The following is a 16,673-nucleotide window of genomic DNA, read 5'->3' as shown; positions in this document are numbered from 1 at the left end:
TCCAAATCTTCAGGGGCCAAGCCTTCAGGGGATCGTATATACTGCTATCTCCCGCTCAATGCCGCGCAGCGAGACCTCGTGGGGCACGGGCGTCAGCGCCTTCCTGTGCAACAGATCGGCGGTGAGATTGTCGTCGACCACCGCCCGAGTGGCGAAGATCGCCTGTGCGTTGGCAAGGTTCTGGACCCGCGAAGCAATGTTGACCGTCTGGCCGAAATAGTCCTGTCGGTCGTTCATAGACACAGCAATGCAGGGGCCGGCGTGGACTCCGATCTTGAGCAGCAGATCCTCGCGCCCGCTCTTGTCGTTGAGCGTACGCATGGCATCGCGCATCCTGAGGGCGGCAGCAATCGCACGATCAGGCGTCACGAAGGTCGCCATCACCGCATCACCGATCGTCTTCACTACCGCGCCTGCCTCCGCTGCGACGATCTCGTGCAGAACCTGGAAATGCACGCGCACGAGATCGAAGGCTGAAAGGTCGCCCACCCGCTCGTAAAGCTCGGTCGATCCGCGCAGGTCGGTGAACAGGAACGTCAGGCTGGTGATCTTCAGGCGCTGGTTAATGTCGAGTGTATCCGTGCGATAGAGATCGCGGAATGTCTGGTTGGTGAGCAGGCGCTTGGCGGTCAGGAAGGGCCGGCGTTTTCCCAGGAAATCATGCAATGCCTGGCCGGCTATGAAGACCGTCGGCAGCACGCGGGTGTCGGTCCTGTTTTCCAGCGAAATGCGCAACGGGCCGGGTTGCATCTCCAGCGTCTGGTTCTGGACATGGTCGCGGTCGAAGGCCAAAGAGAGGCTCCGGCGCTCCTTTGTTGGTTCGCCCTTCCCGTCGATGAACTGCGCTGAATGGGTGACCGGCTCGAAGACGATGATGAATTCGGACGGAAGCTGTATGGGCAGAACCGCCTTTTCACCGGGCGCAAGCTCGATATCCTCCAGCGAGAACGCTTCCATCTTTTCCGCGAAATCCTCTTCCGGCAGATCGACGCCGGACGCCCAGTAGATCTGGCGGAAATATTCCGCCACCGGCAATTCGTGTGGATTGTGGGCGGCAATCCTGCGCACCCGGGGACTGACGGTGAATGTCACCTCGACCATCTCGTCGAGGGTGGGCGAATAGCCCTCGGAGCACAGCGCGCAGGTGTATTCGTCCTTCTGCAGGGTTTTCAGCGTGGCGTTGGTGTCGAGCACGCCGCCACAGCCGGGGCACAGAACATTCCAGGAAATGTCGAAGATGCCCACCCGCGCCGCATGGAGAAAGGCGCTTATGGCGCGCTCCTCGTCGAGGCCATGCTTGCTGGCGAAGGCTGGCGCATTGATGCGGCAAAGTTCGCGGTCCTCGCCCTCCGCGATGGTTCGCTTGATCGCGTCGATCGCCTGTGGATCGACATCGGCCGATTGTCGCAGAAGCGAGAACAGATCCTGAGCTTCGTTCATCGTGCAGGTTCCGGAAAATGCGCCCCGAGGCGGGTTGACCGGACCGGTCTTTGGTCCGAGTGCTCCATCTTACTTCGAAACAGATCGTACGGCCATTCGAATGGATAAGCCTGGTGACCGTCCAATTTCCATTCGGCGGATTTTCACCGGCCGCAAGCAGCACTATGATGGTCCATGGAGCATTCATCTTTGGGATTTTCTCCCATGCCGACATCCAACAACCCGCCATTTCCCGCGGCCCTGCGCCTTTTCTCTGCGGTGGTCATCATCGTCCTGATCGTAGGCGCCGGCCTGTTTTTCGTGCCTGTTCTGGTCAAACCGGGCTGGCCTTGGGCCGTCACGCCGTTCAATGCGCGCTTCCTCGGTGGCTTCTACACCGCCGAAATGGTCGTGATGGCGGCGCTGCTGGTCTGGAATCGCTGGTCGCCCGGCAGGCTCGTGCTCGTCATGGCCTTCATCTTCACCGTCATCGTGTCGGTGGCTTCGTTCATCAATCTCGGTTATTTCAACTTCGAGCGCAAAGCGCCCTGGCTGTGGTTTTTGGTCTATCTTGCTTCGGTCGCGGTATCCGGGCTGTTCCTGTGGCGGGCCAGGGCCCGTCCTTCTGCAAAAGGCGTGACCTTAAATCCCGCATGGCGCGGCTACATGCCGGCGGAATCCGCGATCCTTGGGCTCTATGGCGTCGGCCTGTTGCTGTTTCCCCTGACATTCAGTGGCATCTGGCCATGGCCGATCGATGCCTTCCACGCTCAGGTCTACAGCGCCGTCTTCCTCGCCGGTGCGGGCGGTATATATCTGGTCTGGAGAAGCGCGCCGCGCGAGGAACTGCTGGTGCTCGGCTTGGCGCAGTTTCTGGTTGGCCTGCTTGCCATCCTCGGCGTCGCCATCACCGACGCTGCGGTGCACCGGATCGACTGGACAGCGACCGGGACATTGTGCTGGCTCGTCCTTTTCGGCTGGATCGGCATCAGCGGCGTCTTCAAACTCTACGCCGCCTCCCGGTATTTTAGCTCGCAATCGGCATCATAGGTTGCAGAGACGGCTGGATTTTCAGGTGACGTCCGGTGCATCGTACCGGGCCGATTGCCTTCGCCGGGAACGCCATGACCAGCACGACCTCGCCACCCTCCGAGAAAATCCAGCCGCAGCTCCGGTCCGTCCGGCCAAGCGATGCGGAGGCGCTTTGCGCTATCTTCAACATGCCGGGCTTCCGCTGGGGCACGCTCAGGATGCCTTTCGAGATGGTGGAGCAGGTGGCGCGGCGTATCGCCAAGTCCGGCCAGGAAACCACCTGGATCGTTGCCGAGCTGGACGGCAAGGTCGTCGGCCATGGCAGCCTGGTCGTGCAGGGTTCGCCGCGCCGTTCGCATATCGGCGAGATCAATATCGGCCTTGACGATGCCTTTGTCGGCAAAGGTATCGGCTCCGCCATACTTGGCGCGCTGCTTGACGTAGCCGACAACTGGCGCGCCCTGAAGCGGGTCGAATTGACCGTCTATGCCGACAACGAACCCGCCCTCCGTCTCTACAAAAGCCACGGCTTTGAGGTCGAAGGCCGGCATGTGAAGGCCGGCTTTACCGCCGGGCAGTACCACGATCTCCTGAGCATGGCCCGCCTGCGGTTTTAAGATCCGCTGGTTTGGCCTTAACTGTTTAGCCAACCTAACAATTCGTGCCGAGTCGGCGAACAGGCGGTTGCTTATGGAGAACTCCGTAGGAGACGGTCATTTCGGCTCACACCATCTTGATCGAGTTGACGATCTATGTGTGGGCCGGCCGCATCCAGCAAGTCTGGTCTCCCTTGGCGTTTGCACCGCAAGCGGCTAGACGGGACCAATGACCGCCGTCCTTGACCCAACGCCTACGCCTCCGGTGGAAATTCTGGCTGTGCTGTCGCTGCTCTGCCCGGAGGTCGTGCGCGACATCGAGCAGAACTGGAATGCACCGGTTTCCGATTACGCCCGCCATCTGTGGCGGCCGGTGGCAAGGCCTGCATCGGCCCCGGCGATCGCTGCCCGATCGATCCTGCGCGAAGTCTTGCATCAGCGCCTTGGTGTGATGATGCAGCCTGACGAGATCGGCAAGACCCTCGACGAGTTCGAGTACAGACCGGTGATTCAGTCCGGCCTGCACTGCCTGCTTCTGATGGACCGGATCACCTTCGATGCCCTCCTGCTTGCCTGGCTCGGCGCGGTCGAAAACGGGCTGTCGGCCTTCTTCGGCTTCATGGGAACGACGATGACCATGGAGACAATTGGCCGGGAGGGGCCGGGATGGCTCGATGTCGGCGACGACAAGGTCAACCTGTTTGGCATCGGGCGCCACAAACTGTGCCGCAAAAGCGCCTGCGTGGCCGGTCCCGTTTCCCTCAACAAGCGCGCGCTTGAGGCGGTGGGCGATGAAACGGATGCCAGCCGCTGGCTGGGCACACTGCTTGCCAGCCAGGACAAGGTGTTTGGAACCGCCGCCGATGCGCTGACAGCCCTCAACGAGGATCTGGTCGCCAATTGGGATCGTGCCGGCATGGCCCTGCCGGTTTTCATCGATGATCGGCTCGCCGCGGCTGCCATGGCACGGCATCTAGAACATGACGGCAGCCTTCTTTCCAGGCTGCTCATTGAACCCGCAAGACGCCAGCGTCTCGAACATGCCTTGCAAGAGGCCGCATCGAGCCCGTTTGGCAGATTCCTGCCCAATGCCACGGACTATTTCTGGGGCATCCGCGAGGAGCGCGTGCGCAAGCTCGTCCTCGAGAACGGGCACCTGATCGAGCCTGACAGGCCGCATGGTCTTTTAATCCCGTTCGAGCGGCTGCATCTCAAGCAGGGGCTGCTGGACGGCGTGCTGCTGCCGAACTTGTTCCTGACGTTCCTCGTCCTTGCCATATTGCCGCGCGTGCGGGTCGTGGGCGGCCTGAGACAGATTGGCTATGTAGCGCTTTTCCACTCGATCCTTCTGGCCGTGCTAGACGAAAACGCGCCGGAAGAGCGCGATCTGGCCGCTGAGCTGCAGGTTCGGGAAAATGCCTGGGGCATGCGGGTCATCGATGAAAAGATCTCGGTCCGGGAGCAGCTTGCCGGCCTGCCGGAAGGGGCGCTCTTCCCGGACCTGCTCCGACAATACCGTTTGCGGACATTTGCCGAGACGACCGACGACCTGAAACTGGTTCGCGAAAACGCCCGATGGCGCAAGATCGGCCGGGCAGAGATCAAGCCGACCTGAGCCTCACTTCAAGCCTTATTTCAGGTTGATTTTCTGGTGAGCAACCGCAAGCGACGGCGACTATCGGTGAGCCTCTGGCGTCTGGTCCGGCCGCTTTCCTTGACGCTGATGCGTTTTGGGATTTCGACGACGGCTTCCGCCTCGACAGTCATATGGCTTGCCTGAGAGCCGTCTGCAGTTCAAGGCCTGACCTGACATGGCCTCACCTGTCATTGCACGACACCGGCCTTGCGGAACCCGTCCACAGCGAGTTCGAAATCGGCAATGACTGCTCTATCATGCTTTCGGACGTTCGACACTGTCACGCCGAGCGGCCGCTCTGGGTCAAACTTTGCCGTTTAAGGCGGCGCCCCGGAACGGGCAACTTGCGCCATATCCGGACCTTGCCAGTGATGCCGTGAATGTTAAGTCTCGGCTCCGATGCGGACGTTCCGCCCGAGTTCAAAGACTGACCGCGACCGTTCTGTGGCCTTCGCATCGACAGCGCCAATAAGCTGCGTCCCACATCCTACTCCTTGCGTCCATGGGAGGGTCGTTGTGAACCAAGCCCTACTGCCCGGGCTTGTGGGAAAGCCGATCCAGCGCGTCTCGAAGCGCAGTGGCGGCATCGTCACGCTCGTCAGCGGACATCAGCTCCGGTTCAAGTTCCAGCCTGAAGTGCGGCAGCTCGGTTCGAACGGCGCGACAAGCGCCGGCTAGATTGGCCTTCAGATCGATGACGCGGTAGGTGGCGACGGGATAGGCGATCCCCTTGACCTGGACATGCCCCATCTCCTCACAGTCGATCGTGTTCTTCACTTGCGCAAACGTCTCGTAGGAAATGAGGACGGTCCCCGGTGGCGCCTCCTGTTCCAGGCGCGAGGCGAGATTCACGGCGCCGCCGATTATCGTGTAATCCATCCGGTCCTCGCTGCCGAAGTTACCGACAGTGCAGTAGTCGGTATGGATGCCGATGCGGCAGCGCAGCGGTGTCTCAATTCCAATGTCACGCCAGATTTCGGCAAGTTCGCTCATCCGCTTTTGCATGGTGAGAGCCATCTGCACACACGCCAGCGCGTCCTCCTTGACGCCGCGCGTCTCAGGGTCGCCGAAAAACATCAGGATCGCGTCGCCGACATATTTGTCGATCGTCGCGCCGTGATCCGAAGCAATTTTCGACATTTCCGTCAGATAGTGATTGAGGAGCTGGGTGAGATCCTCGGATTCCATTTTGTCAGTGGTCTCGGTAAAGCCGGCGATATCGGAGAAGCATATTGTCAGTTTCTTCCGCTGGCTGGCGATTCTAACGTCTTGGCGGCCGGCGAATATCGAGCTGTACACTTGCGGCGCCAGGTATTTGGCCAGCTTGTTGGAAAGCGCCTCGAGAGCCGTGGATTTCTCTGCGAGGTTCTCCTCTCGTTGCTTCAGCTCAGTGATGTCCGAATAGACCGCGACCGTGCCGCCGGCGGTGATCCGCCGCTCGCTTATCATGATCCATCGCCCGTCGCCTCGCCGCTGCACCCACGGTTCGCCTGGGTTGCGGTGCCGGGAGAGCCGCTCGGCGACCCATTCCTCGAGCCGCCCCTCGGCATCCTTGATGTAGCCGCGCTCAGCGGATCGGCGAATAATGTGCTCGAATGTCGTGCCGGGCATCAGTTCGATCGCAAGGTCGCTGTAGAGCAGTTCGCGGTAGCGGCTATTGCTGAGGACAAGCCGGTCCTCCCCGTCGTACAGCGCGAATCCCTCGGAGATACTCTCGATCGCATCGATGAGCCGTTGGCGCGCCTCAGCGACATCGCGCAGGTTCTTTTCCTCGACCTCGACTGCGGTGTCCCGGAAGAGCCTAAGCGCTTCGGCCATCCGGCCGATCTCGTCGCGGCCCGCGGCAGGCAGCGGCGCACGAAGATCGCCGCCGGCGATTGCGAACATGCTTTGGCTCACCTCTCCCAGACGGGCGAGAAGGCTACGGTCGACATAGAGCCAGACAACCAGAACGGAACTCAAGAGGGTGAGAAAGGCGGAGCCAAGGACAACTCCGGTACCGTAGCGCTGGACCGTCGCGGCTTCGAGACCGGACGCGGTGATCTCGCGGTCTGCCGCGGCGACCAGGCGATCGACGGCAGCGGTGAGACTGCGCGACAGCCGATTGTTTTCGGCCAGAAGCTTTTCGCCCTCTGCGAGCACTGCTAGCTCGTCCTTGCGCGCCTTCGGGATGCTGTTCCCGCCGTCGATCAATGCCTTGAACTCGCCGACCCGCTGTTGGAAACGGGTTCGCAGCCTCTCGTCGATCTCGGTGGAAACCGTGTCGAGAACGGCGAGCGACCGGCGCAGCGGAAACAGGATCAACGTCAGATCGTCTGGCGTTGGCGCGTCCGTCGTCTTGACCAGCACGTCATTGACCGCCGATATCTCCTGCTGCGCTTTCTGCTGCGGAATGTAGGCCGCAATTGCCTGGACCAGGTCGGCCGCCGCCGCCGCACCGCGATCCGGCGCGAGCGACGTGTCGGCTGTAACCGCCTGCCATTGCTGGAGCTTGGAATTCATCACGAGGATACCGGGCGCCACAAGACGCTGGCTTGCATTTGTCGTAGCCGACAAGCGGCGTAACAGTTCTTCTTTGCGCGCCACCACTGTGAGGCGGGCGACAACAAGGTCGTCGAGGGCGTTGAGGTTGCGCCGCAGACCAAGAACTGCAGCCTCGATCTCAGCCACCACCGCCGTGCTAAGCGTGGCACCTTTGAGTGCGGCAAGCAGTTCCTCGAGGCGCGTCATCTCGACCCCGACCGCGGCGGAAACCTCGCCGTGCTGAGCTTTGCTGGTCGAAGTAAGTACGGCGGGCGCAGAGGCGGCTACCCGCTCTGCCTGGCGCGACAGCTGGAGGGACGCGAGCGCCAACGGTACCCGATCCTTGGTGATGCGGTCGACGACCTCTCCTACCTGGAGGAAGGCATAGAGAGCGGCCGCTGTCGCGAGTACGGCGAAGGTGCTGATGCCGAAAAAAGCGAGCAACAGACGGCCACGTATGCCGAAGCGTTCAAGCATAACGGCGACACATAGCTCTGAACGGTCCAGCTAACTCGATCTCCATCAGCTGTCTCAAGCGGCGACGGCATCGGCGGTCCTTATTCGACCGGCACGTACTCTCCACCTCGCCAGACGTACCATACCCAGTTTTGGCTCGTGAGATCGCCCTTGTTGTCAAAGTCGATACGGCCCAACACAGTATCAAATTGATTGCCGCGCAGCGCCGCTATCACGGCTTGGAGCTCTAGTGAGCCGGCCTTGTCCACTGCCTGCGACCAGGCCTGGACGGCGGCGTAACTGAGCAGCGTGTAGCCTGCGGGCTCGAAGTTTTCAGCCCGGAACCGCTCGACGACCGAGGCGGCTTCGGGATTTCGGCGAGCGTCCGCGGGGAACGTGAAGAGGGTACCCTCAGCCGCGGGGCCGGCGATCAAAGCAAATTCCTCGGTCGCCATGCCATCGCCTGAGACTAGCTGAACCGTGTAGCCGCGGTCGCGCGCAGCGCGAACCATGAGTGCGACCTCGGCATGATATCCGCCGACATATGCCACGGCGATGTTCGCAGCCTCTAGCGCAGCGATCTCGGCCGAATAGTCGTTCTTCGCGGGTGTGTATTCCTCGTAGATCGCTTCGACTACGCCGCGCTTGTTCAGCTGTTTTCGAGTCTCGTCAGCAAGACCCTTTCCATAAGTGGTGCCGTCATGAAGGATCGCAATCTTGCTGTTGCTCCAATGCTCGGCCAGGTAGTTGCCGGCCACGATCCCCTGCGTGTCGTCGCGACCAATGACTCGAAAAACGTTGGCGCGGCCTTGTTCAGTCAACAGCGGATTGGTTGATCCTGGTGAAATCTGCAAAACGCCCGCCGCCTCGTACACCTTCGATGCTGGGATCGAGGCTCCAGAGCAGTAGTGCCCGACGACGAGCACCACACCATCACCCACCAGTTTCTGGGCTGCGGCGACCGCTTGCTCGGGATCACAGAAGTCGTCGGCCGTGATGAGCCTCATCTGCTGGCCGAGTACGCCACCCGTCGCATTGATGTCGGCCACGGCCATCTCGGCGCCACGCTGCGCCTGCTCGCCGAACCAGGCGAGCCGTCCCGTCATCGCAGATGAAACCCCAATCAGCACCTCCGCCCGCGCGGAGCTGAACGCGGCCGCGAGAACTAAGATCGCCATGGCGATGATGCGGTGCATGTGTGCACCCCCTTAACTGTAGCTTACGCCAATCCCGTCAGAGCCGACAGCCCCTTCGGCAAGCGCGGCTGTCTCGGCGGCGTTCGCGGATCCGACAACTATTGCGCCTTCAACAATGCCTGCCCGCAGCGCTCTGCCACCGGACCCGCACGGATCGCTCGATGCCCATTTGCGCTGCCGCTTGCCCGTCGACGGCTATCGGTGCATCCTTGTGAATAGCCAGGCCGTGAAGTGCGGGCGAGATCACGCCGTCACGGCCTGTAGTGAGGTCTTGTTCGATGGACTGCTCGGGCTGCGGTTTCGAGGTTGAGGGCGGTTACGCCTTCTGTCCGAGGTGTGGCAGGCGCCAGCCCGTGCCATGCGCCAGTTGCGGCTACCCCTGCGCACCTGATTTCGAGTTCTGTCCGAAATGTGGGGCAAACGTCGGTGCGCCCGCAAAAGTCGTCGAACGGCCTGCTCCGACACCAAGCCGGACCATTGTGCCGCCTTCTCGAACTCCATCGATGCTTCCGGACATCGAAAGCGAAGAAGGGCTGCATCCCTTCTCTGACGCCGATCGCCGGACGGTAACGGTCCTGTTCGCCGACCTTTGCGGCTTCACGACGCTCAGCGAGCAGCTCGACCCCGAGGTCATGCAAGCGCTGCAGAACAAACTGTTCAAGGAATTGACGGCGGCCGTGCGAAACTTTGGTGGTTTCGTCGACAAATTCATCGGCGATGCACTGCTCGCGTTGTTCGGTGCGCCGGTCGCGCATGAGGACGATCCCGAACGTGCGCTTCGCGCCGCTCTCGACATGATCGCCCGGACGGCGCGGCTCGGCGAAAGCACCCCCCACTCCGGCTCGCCTCTGTTGCTCCACATCGGCATAAACACCGGTCCGGTCGTTACTGGCGGATTGGGCATCGGCACCGCCAAATCCTATTCGGTGACCGGCGACACAGTGAATACGGCGCAACGCCTGCAATCGCTGGCCGCACCGGGTGAGGTGCTGGTAGGCGAGCTCACTCACAGACTGACCCGGCATGCCTTCTCTTACGAGTCGCTGGGCGATGTCGTGTTTCGCGGCAAGGCTGGCAGCGTGCTCGTCCATCGACTGGATGCACCGCTTGCGACGCCGCGTGCAGCGCGTGGGCTCGAGGCGCTCGGCCTCAGTGCGCCGATAATAGGTCGTGGTGCGGAGCTCAGTAGAATGATGGCGAGCCTTGACCAGGCGTGCAGCGGCTCGGCCCAACTCGTCCGCCTCGTCGGAGAAGCCGGCATCGGGAAATCGCGGCTGGTGAAGGAGTTCGTCGCCCGCGTCGGCGACGAGGATCGTTTTCGCAACGTCGCCGTGCGGCTGGCCACGTGCTCACCGCTGGGCGAACAATCATTTGGCGCCTTGGGCGCAGTGGTGCGCAGCGCTGCCGGGATGATGCAAAACGACAATGGGGACGAAATGCGGGGGAAGCTCGCAGGCTTGCTTACCGATCTCGGCCTGCAGGGCGAGGAGGCGAAGCGGCTGATGCCTTTGCTCTACCATGTGCTCGGCCTTGGCGACCCCGATGCCACCTTGCAGCATGTCGAACCCGAGCAGCTGCGGCGGCAAATTCTCTACGCAGTCCGCACAATCATCGAACGGCGGCTTGCGTTGTCGCCGCTGTTGATTGTCGTCGAAGACCTGCACTGGGCCGACGCCGTGTCGCTTGAGGCACTACGTTTCGTGATGGACAGGTTGGAGCGCACGCGGTTGATGTTGCTGGTCACGCATCGTCCGGCGCCGGATAACGACCAGCTCGACTCAAGTCGGGTCAGTCACACAGCGCTCAGGCTTCCGCCGCTCAGCAGTGATGACGGACGCAGCCTGCTGGCGGCGCTTTTCGGCGAGAGCTGGGTAAACTCCGCAGGAGGGCTTCTCGACCAGATTCTCGAGCGCGCGGGCGGCAACCCCCTTTTTTTAGAGGAGATCGTTCGCGGCCTTATCGATCGCGGTGTACTGATGCGAGAGGGCCAGCGATGGCGGACTGTGGCAGGCGAAGTCGCAACCGGCATCCCCGCCACTATCCAGGCAATGTTGCTTGCCCGCGTCGACCGGCTGCCCCAAGAGGTGCGCCGGTTGGCCCAGGAGGCCGCGGTAATCGGCCCGCGCTTCGATGCCACACTTCTGAAAACTGTGACAACCGACCCCGGCCGGCTCGAAGCCGGCTGCGAACTGCTTTGCGATGCGGAAATCATCGAGGAAGTTGCCGGATCAGGCTCGGTCTCGTCGCAAAGCTACCGCTTTACGCAAACATTGCTGCAGGACGTGATCTACCAGAATCTACTCCTGCAACGGCGGACCGACATCCACGGGCGGGTCGGAGCTGCCTTGGAGCAACTGTGCGGCGACAAGCCGGAGCGGCTCGAGGATTTGACCGTGCTCGGTCATCATTTCGCACAGAGCGCCGAGCGGGAGAAGGGCGCGCACTACCTGCAGGCGGCGGGCGATCGCGCTCGCATGATATACGCCAACGACGACGCCCTTCGTTTCTACGAGCGAGCACTGACTGCGTTGGGCGCGATCGGGCAAACACCGCTCAAACTGGCAATTGCAGAGCGCATTGCCGATTTGAGCGGCCCGGCAGGCCGCCGCGAGATCGCGCACCACCACTACGAGACGGTGTTGCAGGTATACCGCGAGTCGGCCAATCGTGTCGCGTCGGCGCGAGTTTTACGCAAGATCGGTCGGCTGCTCTGGGACGTCGGCAAGCGGGACGACGCAGAATCCCGCTATGCTGAAGCGGCAGCGCTCCTCGATGGAGCGGATGCCCCGATCGAGCAGGCGCATCTCTGGCAAGAACGTGGCCGACAGGCGTTCCGTAGCGGAGATCACGCTCTCGCGGCAAAATGGGCAGACGCGGCGCTGGATTGCGTAGGCACACTGACAACGGAGCACGTCTCCGAGGTAGGGCGTGATGCCACTCTTGTGACCGCCGAGGCACTCAATACCAAGGCTGTTGCGCTGGCTCGCCTTGGGCGAAACCGTGAGGCCGTGCGTCAGGTTGAGCATAGCATTGAATTGGCCGAAGCCGCCGGTCTACTGGGCGCGGCCTGCCGCGGCTACACCAATCTCGGCGTGCTTTACACGACCATCGATCCGGCGCACGCGATGGAAGTCTGTCGGCGCGGCCTTGAAGTGGCGCGCCATATTGGTGATTTGGGTTTCCAGGCGCGCCTCCTCGCCAATCTGGCGGTCGCTTGTTGTACTTTCACGGATCGCTGTCCAACGGAGGGCGTACCTGCTGCCGAGAAGGCCATCGAGATCGACCGGGCGCTCGACCAACGCGAGCATCTGCCGGTGCCGTTGATCGTGCTTGGGCAGATCCACCAGTGCAACGGCCGTCCGGAGCTGGCGGTTGGCTTGTTCCACGAAGCACTGGACGTAGCCCGCGAAACGGGCGAACCCCAACTGCTGTTTCCGTGCTATGATGGTCTTGCAACGCTTAATCTCGACCTCGACAATCTGGCCGAGGCCGAACGCTACTTCTCCCTGGCGCAGGGTATATGCGCCCAGCACGGGCTCGACCCGGAAGCGCTTGTGGTGCTGCCTTTTCTCGACTAGCCGGGGTTGGAGGTGGAAAATGTCCGCGCGTAGTGACTTGGTACCGCTTCAACCGGGCGACCGTGCGCCGAACTTGATACTCGACGCCATTACCCAGGAAGGCAAGATCGCGCTTGACGACTTTCGCGGCCAAAAGCCGGTGCTGGTCGGCCTGTTTCGAGGTCTGCATTGTGCGTTTTGCCGGCGCCATATCGCCGCCCAGGCGCGGCTTGATCCGGAGCTGCGCGAAAAGGGCGTGGAGAGCCTGACGGTGGTCAACACGCCAATCGAACGGGCGCGTCTCTATTTCCGCTACCATCCGATGCCGAATCTGCTTGCGGCCTCCGACCCTGAACGCGCTTCACATCGTGCTTTTGGACTGCCCAATCTCGAATTCACCCAAAACGAGACGAACTGGCCGTACAAGGTCTCGATGGCAGCGGCAAAGGATATGCGGGTCGATATACCAGGCGAGTTGCCCGGTCCTATGGACCCCATTGCGGCCAGCGAAATCCTTAATAAGAGGGACCATTACGAACTGACCGAAGCCGACGAGCAGATGATGGCAACGGGACACGGACAACTGGTCGGTCAGTTCCTACTGGATCGGCAGGGGATCGTCCGCTGGAGCTTCACGGAGGTTCCAGAGGGCGGGCGATACATGTTTGGGGCGCCAAGCCCGCAGGAGCTGATGTCAGCCGTGTCCCAAGTGGCCCAATAGACTTGCGAACGAGGTAAACGGGCGCGACACTGAACAAAAAGCGGAACCAATTTGTTACAAATCCAACATTGGCCTCGACGAGCCAGAATGTACGGTTCTGGCAATGCTTTCTGTCGCCTCTGGACTAGCGATGTCCTCTGTGGATGGCTCCTGTATCGTGGGGTGGCTGCGACAGCACCCCTTCCAACCGTCAGAACGCTGTCGTCAACAACAACAATCTCGAAAGAGCGCGCAGCTGCGGAGCGTCTCGTCGATTGTATCTTGCGCATTGTGAGCGGGAATGATGACACTGACAAGCTCACCGTTCATTCGAGCACGGCCTCGATACGGGCAACAAAGTAATCGAGCGAGCGATCCCCGCGAATCTCGATCCGCGGAAGGTCGATGGGATCGCAATCGAGGTCCGCCGGCCCGTGTCTGCCGCCGAAGCCGATCCGATAGCCGCACTCCTTGGCCAGCCTGCCAAGCCGTCGGTCGGTGACCGAGAAGGGTGCCGCGAACGCCGTGGTTGGCCGACCGGTCCACCGTTCGATGAACATACGAGAGCGCAGGAGTTCGGCGGCCAAGTCAGAGCTCGACAGACCATCGATCGCGCGATGCGTCGCCAGATGGCTTCCGAAGAACGCACCTTCGCCGGCGAGGCGTCGCACTGTCCTGGCGTCCATAAGCTGCGTCGGCGGGCCACTGTAGGCGTCCCACTGTGCACTTTCACCCACCAGGTCCGTCACCAGGAACACTTCCGCGGTCAGGTCGTTCGCGCGCAAGGTCGGCCAGGCATGGTCGGCAAAGTTCTGGAAGCCGTCATCGAAGGTGATGAGCACTGGGCGGCCAACGAAAGGCTGACGGTTGGCGATGAACCATTCCAGCTGCTCGGACCTAATCGCGTGAAAGCCATTGGCGCGCAGCCATGCCATCTGGCTGGCGAATGCGGCGGGCGTGAGCCGAAAACGGGCGAGCGCGGCTGGACCTTCATCGGAGACGCTGTGATACATGAGGACAGGGATACGCTGTCGCCGCTCGCTACGTGCGACGTCGCGGCGCAAGGCCCGCGCCCCGCCCCAGACGATTTTCCGCGCGACCCCGATTTCGACGGGCGCGCGGATTGGCACGTGATCAATCATCGGTTCCGTCGCCACGTCGCCTGGTGACAGGCGGCGGAAGCGGTCTATGCGGTAGAGCTCGGTCTGGATCGATTGCTCGAGGACGAGGCCGTCGGTCGCTGCCAGCGTCTCTGAGATCGCTTGTGCACCGAATGTGTTCCAGTCGAAGCCCGTCCTTTCGATATTGTCACGTAGCACGAACGCGTGTGCGCTGATGAAACTGCCGCCAGGCGCCAACGCCTCAACGAGTTTTTTGGCGATGCGCCGCAACTCGGCGAGATCATCCAGGTAGTAGAGCACTTCCGAACAGACGATCAGATCCATCTCACCCGGCAGCGTGTCGGCGGAGAAATCCAGTACGCCGAACTCAACGTTCGGCTGATCGCCGCATCGCGCGCGCGCCCGCCCGATGGCTACGGCGGAGATGTCAGTTGCGGTCAAATGGCCCACCCGCGGCGCCAGCTGACGCGTGAAGTGGCCCTCCGCGCAGCCCAGCTCAAGCGCCCGTCCGATGGGACCGGCAGGCAAAATTTCGAGCTGCCGCTCATATTTTTCCTGCTCATAGGGCGAGCCGTAGTTCCAGGGATCCTCGGTCGCGAAATGGCGATTCCAGAAAGACGTGCGATCATTGTCGTGCCCATCCGCGGCCCGTGCACGGCGCGGCGCTGCAAGAGGCTCTTTAGTTTCGGCGCTCGACCCAACCAGCGCCTGCGCTTCCGCGGCCAATCCCGCGAGTTTGCCGAAATGGCTGTCCCGATCAGACCGGCGTCCCGCTATGGACAACAATGCCTCGGCTGCAAACATGTCTGACTTGTCGGCACCGACGCCCTTTTGCGGTGCATGTACAGGTGATCGCCTCGCAAGCGGCGCGGCACTGTGCATAAGCCGCTCAGGGGGCACGAAATTCAGGATCAACTCAGTCCAATGACGCCTTGTCACTTTCCCGAGTACGCCGAACTGTACGAAAGCCTCGATCTGGCCATTCATCATCAGATAAGCATAAATTTGATCGATTCCTTCCGGAAGCTCGATCGAGGTCGGATTTCGAGCGTCGACGCGAATGCCGAGTGTCCGCGCCAGTTTGCGCGGCGCGGCAAGATCGTCGAAGTCGAGAAGCATTTGCTCGAGGTGATACTGGACGCGGCGACCCGCTACGGGATCGTCCCAGACCTTGCCGAGTTCGATGATCAATTCGGTGAGGGAGCCGCCGAACCTGTCCCACTTGGCAGCCAATTGCGCTGGCACCGATAGGCTTCCTACCATAAGGCCATCGAAGACCACCTTGGCGATCTCACGCGCCCACTTACGTCCTGGCGGGAGCGCGCGCAGGGACTGCGGGTTGATCGAGCGCGAGCCGCAGCCGCAATCCGATGCGGCGTTCCACAACGCGAACCACGCGAGTGCTTCGGAAGCGGTGCGGCCGTTCGCCTCGATCGCTCCATTGGCGTGACCCGATGCTGGGTGTTTGACCCTGGGATCAGCAGAAAAACCGCGGGCGATCACGATTTCCGCATCTGCCAGCATCTGCGTCGAATTGCGGCTGAGCGAGTTGGGGCTGACCCGATGGAAAGCGAGCGGCTCGTCGACCATCACCCAATTTTTGCCTAGACGTGCGAGGCGCTGCCACAGATCCCAGTCCTCGCAGGTGCGCAGCGACACATCGAAACCGCCCAACTCGACAATTGTCTCCCGGTCGACCAGCAGCGCGTGAATGGCGATGGCACACCGGCGGGCGAATGTCTCGAAGGGCTGGATCGCAACGTCCGTTGTGATGCTCGACGGGGTGAGTTCGCCATCGGGCATCACGCGCCGAGAACCGCAATAGGCGGCGACCGCATCGGGCGCTGCTTCAAGTGCGGCCAGCATTTTCGCAAGGAAGCTGGCATCCACCCAATCGTCCGCATCCAGAAACATGAGCCAGTGGCCGCGCGCTGTCGAAATCCCGCTATTGCGCGCGCCGGCGGCGCTGTACGCGCAAGAGCTTAACGTCCGAAATCGGGCATCGTGCTCCACATAACCGGCGATGATCGCGGGGGTGCGGTCCGTGGAGGCGTCGTCGACGATGATCGCCTCCCAGTCCATTATTTCCTGATCGAGAAGGCAATCGAGTGCGCGCGCCAGCGTTACCTCCGCGTTGTGCGCAGGAACCACGATTGAAACCAAGGGATTAGGCGCCACGCCGTCTTACTCGCGCCCGGTTCGAAGGTAGAACAAGATGCGTCGATCTTTCTCGGCATAGGCCGTCACAATCGACGCCGATCAGTCCATCGACCCATCGTCTACCACGACTATATCCAGTATCTGGTAGGTCTGCCGGCGGATGCCGGCAAGCGTTGCGCCGACGGTTTGCTCGGCATTGAGCATCGGTACCACACCGCCTTGCGGTAGCATTGTCCTGGATCATCGAGCTTTCGTTTTCTTCGGCAAGAGTCGGCGA

The 16,673-nt window shown here is 61.7% G+C and carries 10 protein-coding genes; 5 read left to right on the top strand and 5 right to left on the bottom strand.

Features of this window, described 5'->3' with window-relative positions:
- Positions 1-24 precede the first annotated feature (24 nt).
- On the bottom strand, positions 25-1,440 hold the full coding sequence (locus NKH37_RS16805; RefSeq protein WP_352493869.1) for an adenylate/guanylate cyclase domain-containing protein: 1,416 nt from the start codon (positions 1,438-1,440) through the stop codon (positions 25-27).
- A 204-nt stretch (positions 1,441-1,644) separates the two neighbouring features.
- Here NKH37_RS16805 and NKH37_RS16800 point away from each other — a divergent pair, with 204 nt between their 5' ends.
- The 3 genes from NKH37_RS16800 (at position 1,645) to NKH37_RS16790 (ending at position 4,662) form a co-directional block, all read left to right on the top strand.
- Positions 1,645-2,469: a hypothetical protein gene (locus NKH37_RS16800; protein WP_352547379.1), complete on the top strand. Its 825-nt coding sequence runs from the start codon at positions 1,645-1,647 to the stop codon at positions 2,467-2,469.
- Positions 2,470-2,543: 74 nt separating this feature from the next.
- Complete coding sequence (locus NKH37_RS16795) at positions 2,544-3,068, top strand: GNAT family N-acetyltransferase (protein ID WP_352493867.1); 525 nt, start codon at positions 2,544-2,546, stop codon at positions 3,066-3,068.
- Positions 3,069-3,276: 208 nt separating this feature from the next.
- Positions 3,277-4,662 (top strand): hypothetical protein, encoded by a 1,386-nt coding sequence (locus NKH37_RS16790; protein ID WP_352493866.1) that lies wholly within the window; start codon positions 3,277-3,279, stop codon positions 4,660-4,662.
- Between the two features lie 549 nt (positions 4,663-5,211).
- Here NKH37_RS16790 and NKH37_RS16785 read toward each other — a convergent pair.
- Positions 5,212-7,683 (bottom strand): adenylate/guanylate cyclase domain-containing protein, encoded by a 2,472-nt coding sequence (locus NKH37_RS16785; protein ID WP_352482326.1) that lies wholly within the window; start codon positions 7,681-7,683, stop codon positions 5,212-5,214.
- Positions 7,684-7,763: 80 nt separating this feature from the next.
- Positions 7,764-8,858 carry a branched-chain amino acid ABC transporter substrate-binding protein gene (locus NKH37_RS16780; protein WP_352482327.1) on the bottom strand — a complete coding sequence of 365 codons (1,095 nt, stop codon included), beginning with the start codon at positions 8,856-8,858 and terminating at the stop codon, positions 7,764-7,766.
- 278 nt (positions 8,859-9,136) lie between these two features.
- Here NKH37_RS16780 and NKH37_RS16775 point away from each other — a divergent pair, with 278 nt between their 5' ends.
- Together NKH37_RS16775 and NKH37_RS16770 are read left to right on the top strand one after the other, a co-directional pair.
- Positions 9,137-12,436, top strand: coding sequence for an ATP-binding protein (locus NKH37_RS16775; protein WP_353005070.1), 3,300 nt, complete (start codon positions 9,137-9,139; stop codon positions 12,434-12,436).
- A 19-nt stretch (positions 12,437-12,455) separates the two neighbouring features.
- Positions 12,456-13,136 (top strand): redoxin domain-containing protein, encoded by a 681-nt coding sequence (locus tag NKH37_RS16770; protein WP_023716514.1) that lies wholly within the window; start codon positions 12,456-12,458, stop codon positions 13,134-13,136.
- Between the two features lie 305 nt (positions 13,137-13,441).
- Here NKH37_RS16770 and NKH37_RS16765 read toward each other — a convergent pair whose 3' ends face one another.
- Both NKH37_RS16765 and NKH37_RS16760 read right to left on the bottom strand, forming a co-directional pair.
- Positions 13,442-16,414, bottom strand: a complete 2,973-nt coding sequence (locus NKH37_RS16765) for a trifunctional glycosyltransferase/class I SAM-dependent methyltransferase/polysaccharide deacetylase (protein ID WP_353041234.1) — start codon at positions 16,412-16,414, stop codon at positions 13,442-13,444.
- Positions 16,415-16,495: 81 nt separating this feature from the next.
- On the bottom strand, positions 16,496-16,627 hold the full coding sequence (locus tag NKH37_RS16760; protein WP_084642351.1) for a glycosyltransferase: 132 nt from the start codon (positions 16,625-16,627) through the stop codon (positions 16,496-16,498).
- Positions 16,628-16,673: the final 46 nt, after the last annotated feature.

The organism is Mesorhizobium sp. M1217 (assembly GCF_040318275.1).
Classification (GTDB): domain Bacteria; phylum Pseudomonadota; class Alphaproteobacteria; order Rhizobiales; family Rhizobiaceae; genus Mesorhizobium.
This window is presented reverse-complemented; position numbering and strand designations above follow the sequence as displayed.

Coding starts and splice junctions, on each gene's coding strand:
- NKH37_RS16805 (WP_352493869.1), bottom strand. CDS start 1,440: ATGAACGAAGCTCAGGATCTGTTCTCGCTTCTGCGACAATCGGCCGAT.
- NKH37_RS16800 (WP_352547379.1), top strand. CDS start 1,645: ATGCCGACATCCAACAACCCGCCATTTCCCGCGGCCCTGCGCCTTTTC.
- NKH37_RS16795 (WP_352493867.1), top strand. CDS start 2,544: ATGACCAGCACGACCTCGCCACCCTCCGAGAAAATCCAGCCGCAGCTC.
- NKH37_RS16790 (WP_352493866.1), top strand. CDS start 3,277: ATGACCGCCGTCCTTGACCCAACGCCTACGCCTCCGGTGGAAATTCTG.
- NKH37_RS16785 (WP_352482326.1), bottom strand. CDS start 7,683: ATGCTTGAACGCTTCGGCATACGTGGCCGTCTGTTGCTCGCTTTTTTC.
- NKH37_RS16780 (WP_352482327.1), bottom strand. CDS start 8,858: ATGCACCGCATCATCGCCATGGCGATCTTAGTTCTCGCGGCCGCGTTC.
- NKH37_RS16775 (WP_353005070.1), top strand. CDS start 9,137: ATGGACTGCTCGGGCTGCGGTTTCGAGGTTGAGGGCGGTTACGCCTTC.
- NKH37_RS16770 (WP_023716514.1), top strand. CDS start 12,456: ATGTCCGCGCGTAGTGACTTGGTACCGCTTCAACCGGGCGACCGTGCG.
- NKH37_RS16760 (WP_084642351.1), bottom strand. CDS start 16,627: ATGCTACCGCAAGGCGGTGTGGTACCGATGCTCAATGCCGAGCAAACC.